The organism is Paenibacillus sp., from assembly GCF_035645195.1.
Classification (GTDB): Bacteria; Bacillota; Bacilli; order Paenibacillales; family YIM-B00363; genus Paenibacillus_AE.
The window spans coordinates 178277-191238 of sequence record NZ_DASQNA010000039.1; the positions used below are offsets into that span (position 1 = coordinate 178277).

The 12962-nt window shown below is 58.0% G+C and carries 11 protein-coding genes; 9 read left to right on the top strand and 2 right to left on the bottom strand.

Going from position 1 to position 12962, the window contains the following annotated elements; genetic code table 11:
• Position 1 precedes the first annotated feature (1 nt).
• On the top strand, positions 2-340 hold the full coding sequence (locus VE009_RS21345; protein ID WP_325011195.1) for a hypothetical protein: 339 nt from the start codon (positions 2-4) through the stop codon (positions 338-340).
• 61 nt (positions 341-401) lie between these two features.
• On the opposite strand, the gene VE009_RS21350 is transcribed toward VE009_RS21345, so the two are convergent.
• On the bottom strand, positions 402-1154 hold the full coding sequence (locus tag VE009_RS21350) for a hypothetical protein (RefSeq protein WP_325011196.1): 753 nt from the start codon (positions 1152-1154) through the stop codon (positions 402-404).
• Positions 1155-1501: 347 nt separating this feature from the next.
• Here VE009_RS21350 and VE009_RS21355 point away from each other — a divergent pair, with 347 nt between their 5' ends.
• Positions 1502-1759 carry a DUF2759 family protein gene (locus VE009_RS21355; protein WP_325011198.1) on the top strand — a complete coding sequence of 86 codons (258 nt, stop codon included), beginning with the start codon at positions 1502-1504 and terminating at the stop codon, positions 1757-1759.
• A gap of 114 nt (positions 1760-1873) precedes the next feature.
• Here VE009_RS21355 and VE009_RS21360 read toward each other — a convergent pair whose 3' ends face one another.
• The gene (locus VE009_RS21360) at positions 1874-2842 is read right to left on the bottom strand and encodes a sugar phosphate isomerase/epimerase (RefSeq protein WP_325011200.1); all 969 of its coding nucleotides are present in this window, start codon (positions 2840-2842) and stop codon (positions 1874-1876) included.
• A gap of 154 nt (positions 2843-2996) precedes the next feature.
• Between VE009_RS21360 and VE009_RS21365 the strand changes: the two genes are divergently transcribed.
• The 7 genes from VE009_RS21365 (at position 2997) to VE009_RS21395 (ending at position 12847) form a co-directional block, all read left to right on the top strand.
• On the top strand, positions 2997-5504 hold the full coding sequence (locus VE009_RS21365; protein ID WP_325011203.1) for a DUF3656 domain-containing U32 family peptidase: 2508 nt from the start codon (positions 2997-2999) through the stop codon (positions 5502-5504).
• A 413-nt stretch (positions 5505-5917) separates the two neighbouring features.
• Positions 5918-6835, top strand: a complete 918-nt coding sequence (locus VE009_RS21370; RefSeq protein ID WP_325011205.1) for an ABC transporter permease — start codon at positions 5918-5920, stop codon at positions 6833-6835.
• A gap of 15 nt (positions 6836-6850) precedes the next feature.
• A complete protein-coding gene (locus VE009_RS21375) occupies positions 6851-7783 on the top strand; it encodes an ABC transporter permease (RefSeq protein ID WP_325011207.1) in 933 nt (310 codons plus the stop codon).
• Between the two features lie 34 nt (positions 7784-7817).
• On the top strand, positions 7818-8846 hold the full coding sequence (locus tag VE009_RS21380; RefSeq protein ID WP_325011209.1) for an ABC transporter ATP-binding protein: 1029 nt from the start codon (positions 7818-7820) through the stop codon (positions 8844-8846).
• Positions 8806-9801 carry an oligopeptide/dipeptide ABC transporter ATP-binding protein gene (locus VE009_RS21385; protein ID WP_325011210.1) on the top strand — a complete coding sequence of 332 codons (996 nt, stop codon included), beginning with the start codon at positions 8806-8808 and terminating at the stop codon, positions 9799-9801. The genes VE009_RS21380 and VE009_RS21385 overlap by 41 nt, the downstream gene beginning before the upstream one ends.
• A 36-nt stretch (positions 9802-9837) precedes the next feature.
• Positions 9838-11445, top strand: coding sequence for an ABC transporter substrate-binding protein (locus tag VE009_RS21390; RefSeq protein WP_325011212.1), 1608 nt, complete (start codon positions 9838-9840; stop codon positions 11443-11445).
• Positions 11446-11521: 76 nt separating this feature from the next.
• Positions 11522-12847 (top strand): LLM class flavin-dependent oxidoreductase, encoded by a 1326-nt coding sequence (locus VE009_RS21395; RefSeq protein WP_325011214.1) that lies wholly within the window; start codon positions 11522-11524, stop codon positions 12845-12847.
• The last annotated feature ends 115 nt before the right edge of the window (positions 12848-12962 follow it).

Consider the following 12962-nt stretch of genomic DNA (forward strand, 5'->3'; position numbering starts at 1 on the left):
CATGGGAAAACGGAAATATTATGTGTCGGTACAGGCGAAAACGGTGATGGAGCACCGCGGCGACGCCGCGTATGAGCTAGAAATCGAAGCGACGCCGGAAGAGGTGCATCAGCTGCAAGAATTGTTCGAGTCGGAATCGGAGCCGGATTTTCACAACTACCTCCTGATCCACGATCCGGAAATTTTGCAGGAAGAGCTGGTGTCGAACGCGCTGATCGATCAATATTTGACGGCGATGTACCGCTTGATCTATAAGCTCGGCACGCCCGAAACCAAGCGGCATATCGCATCGATGAACGTGCTGCAGGGCATCCAGCATGGATACCACAGCGATTTCTGATAAGGGACAGCAAAGCGGCCGCGCCCTCCCGGGCAGCAGCCGCTTTACGTATGCTTGAAGATTAAGCGTCTGTCGCTGCTGCGGAAGTCTCGGCGGGCGTCGTGCCGCTCTCGGAAGCCCAGCCGCGACCGCCGCCGCGCTTGCCGCCACCGAAGCCTTTGCCCATCCACTGGCTTTCGACCATTTGCTTCGCGCGATCAGCGAGCGAGGCCTTTTGCGCGTCGTACTGCTCCTGCGTGAGGGTGCCGGCCGCCAGCTTCTCGTCGAGCTTCGCCGTCATGACGGCGACGATCGCATCGATGATCTTCTGCGCGTCGACGCCTTTCTCCGCCGCGAGCGCGGACAGCGTCGTGCCGGAACGAAGCGCTGTCTGAAGCTCTTCCGTCGTGATGCCGAGCAGACCCGCGATGTCGTCCGTGGCGATCGCTCCGCGGAAGCCGCCGTGTCCGCCGCGCATGCCGCCTTTCGAGTCCAGGATGTTCTCCGCCGTGTCGGGCGCGCTCTCCGTAATCCACTGCACGATTTGCGCTTTCATCGTCTCGCGAGAAACGCCTTGCTCTTCGGCGATTTCGGCGACAGTCGACGACTTCAGCTTCTCCTGAAGCGCCGCTTCGTCCAGTTTCAAGTATGCGGCGAGCTTCTCGCCCATCGCGGCGATGCCGCCGAAGCCGAGCTTGTGGGCGAACGCGGCGACGCCGGATGTCGTCGTCGACTCCTCCGCGGCTTGCGCCTGATAGCCTCCCCATAATACACAGCCTACTGCCAAAGACAACGCGAGCGCTCCTGCTGCTGCAGAAATTCTTTTTCGATTCATTTGTCCAAACCGCCTTTCCCTTGAGTGTGGTGTGCCTACGAAAACAAGCTTACTCAGTCAAGCTGAATCGAACATGAGGGAACGCTGAAAGTTCGCTGAAGAGGAATCCTTGCTGGTATTCCGCGCGCGAATCCCTTATAATCCTAATGGGGACGGGCGTTTGCGGCCGATTCCACGCGAAATTGCGGCTCAAACGTGACAAATTCGTTACAGTACGAGGCTTCGGCTTGCGTTCCGGGTCGTCCGAAGGTAACATAGGGATGATATGTAGGTTTGCCAACGTAACATAGAGGATATTATTACAGAAACGGCGATAAGCCCGGTGACTTATTGAAGGAGGGTCCAGCATGCTCTTGGCAGCGGCGGGAGAAGCGGCGGCGCACGGCGGCGGCGGCTTGAATTTCGATCCATTTGATATTTTCATGATTTTGTTCACGATTTTGTGTGCATTCGCGGTCATTCGCGCGAAACAGCACAACAACAAATTCGCGTTGGGCTTCAGCACGGTCTGCTTGCTTGTGTTCTTATTCACCGATTTGGTGATGGTGCTGAACTGGTTCAACGCGCTGGACAACGCGCTGGCAATGTTCGGCTTAGGCGGCTAAGCGAAGACAACCGAACGAAACGCATGAATAGAACGGAGAACGGCTGAACGAGGCCGTTCTTTTTTCATAAAAAAAACGCCCCCGACGCAAGGTCGGGAGCGTGCGGATTGCGGATTATACCCACCACATTTCGCCGAGCGGCTCGCGGATGAGCACCTGCTGCAGGTTCGCGACCGCTTTGGTGAAGCCTTCCTCGATCGACATCAAGCCGTCTTCGTGCTCGATGGATACGACGTAATCGTAGCCGACGAGACGGAGCGCGGAAATAATGTCCGCCCATTCCTTCATGCTGTGACCGAAGCCGACCGTGCGGAACTGCCAGGCGCGGTCGAACATTTGCGTGTACGACTGCATGTCGGTGACGCCGTGCTTGTTGACGTTGCTCTGCTCGAGCGACGTGTCTTTCGCGTGGAAGTGATGGATCGCGCCGGCTTGGCCGAGGTAACGGATCGCCTGCACCGGATCGATGCCCTGCCACCACAGGTGGGACGGATCGAGGTTCGCGCCGATCGCTTCGCCCGTCGCTTCGCGGAGGCGCAGCATCGTCGCCGGCGTATGTACCGAGAAACCGCCGTGCAGCTCGAGGCCGATCTTCACGTTGCTGGACGTCGCCAGGCTGTTGATCTCTTTCCAATACGGGATCAGCTTCTCTTCCCACTGCCACTTCAGGATGTCCTGATAATCGTTCGGCCACGGCGCGACCGGCCAGTTCGGATACTTCGCGTCCTCGTGGTCGCCCGGGCAGCCGGAGAACGTATTGACGACCGGCACTTCGAGCCGCTGCGCGAGTTCGATCGCCTTCGTCAAATCGTCGTGGAACTCTTTCGCGATCGCTTTCTGCGGATGCAGCGGATTGCCGTGCACGCTCAGCGCGCTGATGATCAGGCCGCGGGATTCCACTGCCTGTTTAAACGCTTTCAGTTTTCCTGCGTCCGCAAGAAGCTCGTCCGGATTGCAATGCGCTTTGCCCGGGTAGCCGCCGGCACCGATTTCGACGGCGCCGAGACCGCTGGCCGCGATATAGTCGAGCGCTTCTTCGAACGGCTTCTGGGCGAATAACACCGTAAATACGCCTAATTTCAAAAGACTGCACCTCCGAAAAATGGTTGTACACCATCATAAATTATACCACTAACGTCATTGCGGAGAAACTAAAGAAATACGACGTTCCCCTCGCGTTGTGTCGCGGGATGGACATTGATATCATAAGGACAAGGCCGAATCAAGGAGGACCTGAATGAATCGCGCATTGCGTAAAGAAGATATCGAATTGTTGGCGCCGGCGGGCCATTGGGATGCCATGCGGGCGGCGGTCGCGAACGGCGCGGACGCCGTGTTTTTCGGCTTGGAGAAGTTCAACGCCCGGGCGCGCGCGCAAAATTTTCATACGGAAGAACTGCCGGACATTATGTCGTTCCTGCACGCTTACGGCGTGAAGGGGTATGTCACGTTTAACATTCTCGTGTTCGAGGAAGAGCTGCATGAGGCGAAGGCGTTCGTCGAGAAATGCATCGACGCGGGCGTCGACGCGCTCATCGTGCAGGACTTAGGGCTTGTGAAAATGATCCGCGAGATCAGCCCGGATTTCCCGATTCACGGCTCGACGCAAATGACGATCACGTCGCCGGAGGCGGTCGAGTTCACGAAGCCTTACGGTCTCGAAGTCGTCGTCCTTGGGCGGGAGAACAACCTGAAGCAGATCCGAACGATCGGCGAGCAAGCGAAGCTGCCGATGGAGGTATTCGTGCACGGCGCGCTTTGCGTGTCGTACTCGGGACAGTGCCTGACGTCGGAAATGTGGGGCGGCCGGTCCGCCAACCGCGGCGAGTGCGCGCAGGCGTGCCGTCTGCCGTACGACATGATGGTCGACGGGGAGCATCGCCCGATGGGCGACATCGCGTACCTGCTGTCCCCGAAGGACCTCGCCGCGCTCGAGCTCGTCCCCGAGCTGATCGAGGCGGGCGTTCGTTCGTTCAAAATCGAAGGGCGTCTCAAGAGCCCCGAATACGTCGCGAACGTCGTTAGCAAGTACCGGGCGGCGATCGATAAATATTTCGAAGGCGTGGATCCGGCGCCGTCGAAGGAGGAGCTGCTCGAGCTGCAGCAGAGCTTCTCTCGCGGCTTCACGCACGGCTTCCTGAAGGGCACGAACAACAAGCAGCTCGTGGAAGGCACGTTCCCGAAGAGCCGCGGCGTGTTCCTCGGCCGCGTGAAGGAAGTGACGCGCGAAGGCGTCATGTGCGAGCTGGAGGCGCCGCTGAAGCGCGGCGACGGCATCGTGTTCGACGCGGGCGACCCGACGAAGAACGAGGAGGGCGGCCGCGTGTACGACCTGAAGCAGCGCGGCGCGAAGGTCGAGGGCGAAGTGCCGGGCGGACTCGTCGAGATCGTCATGGGGCGCAACGACGTCGACCTGAAGCGTGTGCGCGTCGGCGACCGCATTTGGCGGACGAGTGATCCGGCGCTGGACAAGCGGCTCCGGCAAACGTACGAGACGGACAAGCCGTATCGCACGTTCCCAGTGTCCGTCAGCGTGTTCGGCGAGGCAGGCCAGCCGCTCGTAACGATCTGGACGGACGAGACGAAGGGCGCGACGGTCACCGTCTCCTCCGAGCTGCCGCTCGCGGTAGCCGAGAAGCGGCCGCTCGACGAGAACGTGCTGCGCGACCAGCTCGGCCGCCTCGGCGGCACGCTGTTCGAGCTCGGCTCGCTCGACGCGCAGCTGACGGGTCCGGTCATCGTGCCGATGAGCGAGCTGAACCGGATGCGCCGCCGGGCGGTCGAGCTGCTCGAAGCGGAGCGCCGCCGGCCGCCGGCGTATATCAAGCGCGAGATCGAGGTCGACGCCGACGCGCTGACGCCGGCGCCGCGCCCCGCGCAGCCGCGCCTCACGGCGCTGTGCCGCACCCTCGAGCAGGTCGAGGCGGCGGCGACGCGCACGGACGTGGAGTTCATCTACGCGGACTTCGAGTTCATCAAGCAGTTCCCGGCGGCGGTCGAGGCGGTGCGCGCGGCGGGCAAAAAAATCGCCCTCGCGACGCCGCGCATCCATATGCCGGGCGAGACGGGCTATTTCCAAAACATTCTGCGGCTGAAGCCGGACGCGGTGCTCGTCCGCAACACGGGCGCGGTGTATTGGTTCGCGCGGCATTTCGCGCAAAACCCGGGCGTCGAGCATCCCGAGCTGATCGGGGACTTCTCGCTGAACATCGCCAACCATAAGGCGGTGAATTTGTTCCTGCACGACGCGGCGCTGTCGCGCGTGACGCCGTCGTACGACCTGAACATTCAGCAAATGATCGACCTGCTGCGCAAATCGGACACGAGCCGGCTCGAAATCGTGCTGCATCAGCATTTGCCGATGTTCCATACGGAGCATTGCGTCTACTGCACGTTCCTCAGCGAAGGAACGGACTTCACGAATTGCGGCCGGCCGTGCGAGGAGCACCGCGTCAGCCTGCGCGACCGGATCGGCATGTCGCATCCGGTCCGCGTCGACGAAGGATGCCGCAACACGGTGTACAACGCGATCGAGCAGTCGGGCGCGGAGTATCTCGATCACTTCCTCGACCTCGGCGTGTCGTCGTACCGCATCGAATTCCTCGAGGAATCGGCGGACAAGGTCGTAGAAGTGTTGAAGCTGTACGACAAAGCGCTCCGCGGCGAAGTGAACGGCACGCAGGTATGGCGTTCGCTGAAGGCGACGAACCAGCTCGGCGTCACGCGCGGGCAGCTGGTAAAGTAATCGATCTCGGCAAAAATCGCTCTTCCCCTACGGGAAGAGCGATTTTTTGTTGCGCAAATAAATCCCCCGAGCGCGCTAGAGGAGAATCCAAAAATGGAAATCGATACATGCCCGTTTTAGTTGTTTTTTACAAAGCCCGTCGGTTTCAAATCGCTTACAAGGACAATTCGGGGGGTGGACGGTGGAATATTGTCAAAAGCAGATCGTATTTACGTATATTCGTTGGAAGGTAACATGACATAGAACTAAGAGAAAATAGTTACTATAACCGAAAAACATGCAAAAGTTTAGATGATGTGTACAATGACACATCATTTTTGCTTTGCTAGGATGTTATTAAACATAACGCACCCGCCGAAACGGGCGGGCGTCGGAAACAACGGAGCAGAGAAAACCGTGCCGGAGGTGGTGCCATGAAGCAATACGCCTTGAAGTACTTGCTGCAAGTCATTCCTGTTTTATTTATTATTTCTACCCTGATCTTCGTGTTGATGTACATGACCGGAGACCCCGTCTCGCTCATGCTCGCGGAGTCGGCAACGCCGCAGCAAATCGCGGAGCTGAGGGAAGCGCTGGGGCTCAACCGTCCCTTCTACGTTCAGTACGGCATTTATATGATGAATCTGCTGCAGGGCGATTTCGGAACGTCGTACGTCTACCAGCAGGATGCGCTGTCTTTGGTGCTCGAACGACTCCCTCTTACGCTCCTGCTTGGCGCAGTATCGGTATTCTTCGCCATATTGATCTCCATCCCGCTCGGCATCATGTCGGCGGTCAAAAAAAACACGTTCGTCGATCTAATCATTACCGGCGTATCCGTCCTAGGCAGGGCGCTTCCGAACTTTTGGCTGGCGATTATGCTGATTCTGCTGTTCTCCGTCATGATGCCTCTGTTCCCGGTGTCGGGCCACGGCACGTGGAAGCATCTCGTTTTGCCGGCGATTACGCTCGGGAGCGGCGCGACCGCGGAAATTACGCGCCTGATCCGCTCCAGCATGCTGGACGTGTTGAGCCAAGACTACATCCGCACGGCCAAAAGCAAAGGGGTGTCAGAGACGATCGTCGTATACCGGCACGCGTTCCGCAATTGCTTGATCCCAGTCATTACGATAATCGCTATGCAAGTTTCGGGCATCGTCGGCGGTTCCATCATTGCCGAAACGATCTTCGCTTGGCCGGGCATGGGGCAGTTGTTAGTGAAATCTTTGAACGTGCGGGATATGTCGGTCGTGCAGGCGGCCGTCTTCGTCAGCGCAGTAGCGATCATTTTGATGAATTTCTTGGCGGATCTGACCTATCGGTGGATCGATCCGCGCATTAAATACGAATGACGGGGTGGGTGGGCGATGTCCGTTGACATTGGAATGGAGCAATTGATAGGGGGCAAGCAATTCGAAATCGGTCGGAAGGCGAATCCGATCGCGAAATGGGCGAAGCTGCTTTGGCAAAGCAAAACCGGAACCGTCGGTTTCGTCGTCGTCATTCTCGCTTGCTTGACGGCCGTGTTCGCCCCGTTGCTCGCGCCGCACGATCCGACGCTGATGAACGCCCGCAACACGCTGGCGCCGCCGGTTTGGCTCGAAGGAGGCACCACGGCGCATATTTTGGGCACGGACAATTTGGGGCGGGACGTGTTGAGCCGCGTCATCTACGGTTCCCAGGTTTCATTGTTGGTCAGCGGGGTGTCGGTCGTGATCGCCGGGTTCATTGGGATTGCGCTCGGCGTCGTGTGCGGGTTTTACGGCGGCCGATGGTTCGACACGATCGTCATGCGCATCGTCGACGCGAAGCTGGCGATCCCCGGCATCCTGCTCCTGCTCGTCGTGATCGGAGTGTTCGGCACCAGTATCACGACATTGATTCTCGTGCTCGGGCTGACCGAATGGACGAATTACACGCGCCTCATCCGAGGCGAAGTGTTAAGCCTCACGCAGCGGGACTACATCCGGGCCGCGAGATCGATCGGCACGAAAGACCGAACGATCATGTTGAAGCATATTCTTCCGAACATCTCATCGATCTGCATCGTCATCTCGACGTTGACCGTCGGGACGAACATCCTCATCGAAGCGGGAATCAGTTATTTGGGCCTCGGCATTCAGCCGCCGACCGTATCGTGGGGATACATGCTGAGCGAGGGGAGAGATCACATCGCCACAAGCTGGTGGATCGCGGCGTTTCCCGGCATCGCCATAACGATCACGGTGTTAGGGATCATTTTCTTGGGGGATTGGCTGCGCGATGTATTCGACCCGCGGGCGCAAAGCCGCCGGTCATAAGTTCGCTGACGAGGCAAGCGAGGAGGGATGCGGGATGTCGGTGCAGGAAACGCTGCTCGATGTGCGCGAGTTAAAAACGTATTTTTACACGGGGAACGGGGTCGTTCGTTCCGTCGACGGTGTGTCCTTCAAGATCAATCACGGCGAAGTGCTCGGCGTCGTCGGCGAATCCGGATGCGGCAAAAGTGTCACATCGTTTTCCGTCATGGGGCTGGTAGATGCTCCGGGAAAAATCGCGGGGGGCGAAATTTGGTTCGAGGGCAAAGATTTAACGAAGCTGTCCAAGCGGGAGCTCCAGAGCATCCAAGGCGACGCGATTTCAATGATTTTCCAGGAGCCTCTCACTTCGCTGAATCCGCTGCTTACGGTCGGGTACCAAATTTACGAAAATGTGTCTTTGCACCAAGCGGTCGACAAAAAAACGGCGAAACAGCGAAGCATCGAAATGCTAAGCAAAGTAGGCATCGCCCGTCCGGAGGAAGTGTACAACGCTTATCCGCACGAATTGAGCGGAGGCATGAGGCAGCGCGTCATGATCGCCATCGCGCTGTCCTGCAACCCGAAGCTGCTGATCGCGGACGAACCGACGACGGCTTTGGACGTCACGATCCAGGCGCAGATTCTCCGGCTGATGCTCGAGTTAAAGCAGGATCTGAACACCTCGATCATGATCATTACTCACGATTTGGGCGTCATCGCCGAAATGGCGGATCGGGTGCTCGTCATGTACGCGGGGCAAGTCGTCGAGGAAGGGGACGTGTTCGATTTGTTTCGCTCGCCCAGCCATCCGTATACGCTCGGCTTGATGAACAGCACGCCGAAAATTCACGAAACGAAGGATTCGCTGACCTCGATTCCCGGCGCGGTGCCCGCTCCTTCCAACATGCCGCCCGGCTGCCGGTTTCATCCGCGGTGCCCATACGCTTTGGGGAAATGCGAGTCGCAGGAGCCCCCGATTTTCGAGCTGCCGTCGGGCTCGAGGGTGCGGTGCTGGCTGCATGAACACGGGGAGGTGACGTTAGATGAGCGTTTTGCCGAGAAGCGAGCCGCTGTTGGAGGTTAAAGGCCTCAAAAAGCATTTCGATGTTACCAAGGGCTGGGTCGCCAAGAAGCGAAAAATCTTGAGGGCCGTGGACGACGTCAGCTTCCAAGTGTTCAGAGGGGAAACGTTCGGCATCGTCGGCGAATCCGGCTGCGGGAAATCGACCACGGGCAACGTCGTGCTGCGGCTGATCGAAGCGACGGACGGCGAAATTCGGTTCGAGGGCGAAGATATACGCAAGCTTCCCCCGGCCCGGCTGCGCGAGAAGCGGAGAGATTTTCAAATGATTTTCCAAGATCCCTTCTCCTCCTTAAACCCGCGGTTGCGGGTGGGAGAAATTATTGCCGAACCGCTGCGGTCCCACGACTTGATGGAGGGCGGTCGCCTGAACGCCCGCGTCGCAGAATTGATGGAGATCGTCGGCTTGAGCCGTACGTTCGTCGGCCGGTATCCGCATGAATTCAGCGGAGGGCAGCGCCAGCGGATCGGCATCGCCCGCGCGCTCGCCTTGCAGCCGAAGCTGATCGTTTGCGACGAGGCCGTATCCGCCTTGGATGTGTCGATTCAATCCCAAATCTTGAACCTGCTGTCCGACCTGCAGAAGGAATTCGATCTTACGTACATCTTTATCGGACACGGCCTGCCGGCGGTGAAACATATCAGCGACCGCATCGCGGTCATGTACCTAGGGAAGATCGTGGAGATCGGGGCCAAAGAAACATTGTTTCGGTCCCCGCGGCATCCGTACACGGCAGGGCTTCTGTCCTCCATCCCGATTCCGGATCCTTCGCTGCGGCAAGAACGGCGGCGGATCATCCTGGAAGGGGACATCCCCAGTCCCACCAACCCGCCCGCGGGCTGCAAATTCCATACGCGTTGTCCTTTCGCGCAGGAGCGCTGCAAAGTCGAGGAACCTCCCCTGCAGGGGGAGCAAATGTCGGGGCATCTGGCGGCGTGCCATTATCCGCTGCCTTAATATGACTAAGCCAAACGAGAAGAGGAGATGGGGAAAGTGCTGAAGACAAAGAGACGAAAGCTCAGGTTAGGTTCTTGGTTGCTGTCGCTCGTCATCGTCGTGTTGTCCGCATGCGGCACGGATGGCGGTTCTACCGCCGAAACGGTGCCGGAGGGAGGTGCGTCCGGCACGGGAAGTCCCGCGGCGTCCGAAACGGCGGAGAAGGTGCTGACGATCGGCCTCACGTTCGACATGAACACCCCGGATACGCACAATTCAACGTCGGTCTCGACGGAGACGATCATGGTCAACGTCCAGGATTATTTGCTCCGAAGAGACAACGAAGCGAAGCTGCAGCCGCACCTCGCGGAATCGTACGAGAACGTCGACGACGTTACGTGGGCGTTCACCTTGAAGTCGAACGTGACGTTCCACAACGGCGACCCGATGACGGCGGAGGACGTTAAGTTTTCCTTGGAGCGGGTAGCGAAGGACAACACGCTTCAGCAGCATTCGCATTACAAAACGATTAAAGAAGTGAAAGTGATCGACGATTACCGCTTCGAAGTCATTACCCATCAGCCAGACCCCGTGCTTCCTTATAGGCTTGCTCGGGAAGGCGCCGGCATTTATCCGAAAAAGTACATCGAAGAGAACGGCTGGGAAGCGTACCTTCAGCAGCCGATCGGCAGCGGACCGTACGAATTCGTCGAATGGGTGAAAGACGATCGCGTCATTCTGAAAAAGTACGACAACTACTTTGCGGGAGACGTGACCGAGTGGGATTCCGTCATCTTCCGGACGATTCCGGAGCATTCGACGCGCATTGCGGAGCTTCTGACGGGCGGCATCGATATCGCCTCCTCCGTTCCGGTCGTCGATTGGGACCGTATCGAGAATAAGGAGGGCACGTCCGTCGTCGAAGCGGCAACGACCGTGATGTCGATGATTATGGTCAATCAAAATCCCGAATTCAAAACGTCCGATCCGCGGGTGCGGGAAGCGATCGACTATGCAATCGATAAGCAGGCGCTAATCGATAAGTTCACGGGCGGCATCGGCGTACAATCCCGAACGCGCGTCATTCCAGGCGTGCTCGGATTCGAAGAGGCGCTGTATAACACGTCCCGCTATGACCCGGAGCGCGCGAAGCAGTTGCTGCAGGAAGCGGGATACAACAACGACTTGGAAATTACGTTCGGCTCCTCCGCGGGAACGAGCATTTATTCGAACAACGAGATGGCTCAGATGATTACCGGCATGCTGGAAGCCGTCGGCATCAAGGTCAAACTTGAGCTGCACGAAGGCACGTCGTACGCGGATGTGCGCAACAGCGGGAAAAACAAAGAGCTGCTGTTGGTCGGTTGGAACAACTTGATGTTCGACGCATCGCTCGCGATGGAGCACTTCCACTCGACCTATAACCCCAAAGGATTCGGTTACAGCAACCCGCGCGTCGACGAGCTGATGGAGAAGGCGTTGGTCAACATGAATCCGGAGGAGCGTGCGGAACAGTACAAGGAAATCCAGCGGATCGTCGCGGAGGAATTACCCTATATTTACAACTACCGTCACACGGATATGTACGGCGTGAACGATCGTCTCGATTATACGCCTCGGGTGGACCAAATGTTCTACGCGGAAGAAATAAAGCTCAAGCAGTAAGTAGGCAGAACGGCTTTCCGCTCCAAAGCACTCGGGCAAGAGCGAACATTCAATCATAAAGAAGGGTGTGAAAACGATGGCGGAACCGATGAGACAAATGCATCTCAATTGCTTCATGTTCGGTTTAGGCCACCATGAGGCCGCATGGCGGTACAAAGGCGTCGACCCGACGCAGTTGTCCGATATTAGATACTATCATCGATTGGCCCAAATGGCGGAGCGTGCGAAATTCGATTCCATCTTCTTTGCGGACGGATTGGCGGGCGGCAAAGGGTACGTCAACTTTTTCGAACCCCTGACGCTCATGTCCTCGTTGGCCGGCGTCACCAAGCATATCGGGCTCATCGGCACCGTGTCGACGACGTATACGGAGCCGTACAATTTGGCCAGGTATTTCGCTTCGCTCGATCATATCAGCAAAGGCAGAGTCGGCTGGAACATCGTCACGACGGGGCATGCCGCGGCGGCGCTTAATTTCAATCGAGACGCGCATATGGAGCATACGGAGCGGTACGAGCGGGCGGGCGAATTTTTGGATGTGACGACGGCGCTGTGGGACAGCTGGGAGGACGGAGCGTTAGTGTACGACAAAGCGGCCGGCGTCATGACGGACGCTGCGAGAATTCGCGAAATTAACCACGTCGGCAAATGGTTCAAAGTCAAGGGTCCTTTGACGATTCCGAGAGTGCCTCAAGGACATCCCGTGCTCGTACAGGCGGGGTCGTCCGAGGACGGCAGGGCGTTCGCCGCGAAATATGCGGAGGTCATTTATACGATGCAAACGGAGATCGGCGAGGCGCGGCAATTTTATCAGGATATGCAAACGAGGCTCGTCGCCGCGGGAAGGTCGCCGGGACAATTGAAAATATTGCCCGGGATCGCCGTCATCATCGGGGAAACGGAGGAAGAAGCCAAAGAGAAGGAGTGGCGGTTAAACGAGTTGTCCAGCTTGCAAAACGGATTGCGGCGGCTGTCGACGCTGCTCGGACGAGATATGTCCCAGTATCCGCTGGACGGCCCGCTGCCGGAGCTCCCGGACGCCAGCGAGGTCAACAATCAGCAAACGATCTACAAAGTGTACGTCGATTTGGCGCGGCGCGAAAATTTAACGATTCGGCAGCTGATCCATCGGACGGCCGCTGGGCGCGGGGACCTGACGGTCGTCGGGACCCCGCTGCAAATCGCTGACCAGTTGGAAAAGTGGTTCGTTACGAGAGCGTGCGATGGGTTCAATATCATGCCGCCTTATTTCCCGGGCGGATTGGAAGACTTCATCCAGCATGTCATTCCGGAGCTGCAGCGCCGGGGGTTGTTCCGCACCGAATATACGGGAAGTACGCTTCGCGAGCATTTGGGCTTGCCGAGGCCCGTCAATCGGTTTGCCGCGGTATCGTCGAACTGACGGCGTCGGATTCGGGGCGCGCGGGGCCGGGAAGGCGACCCCTTACCCGCAAATGGTAAATACTGCACGAAATTCAAATAATTAATCGATTTATATTCCTTATTCGTCGAGGGCA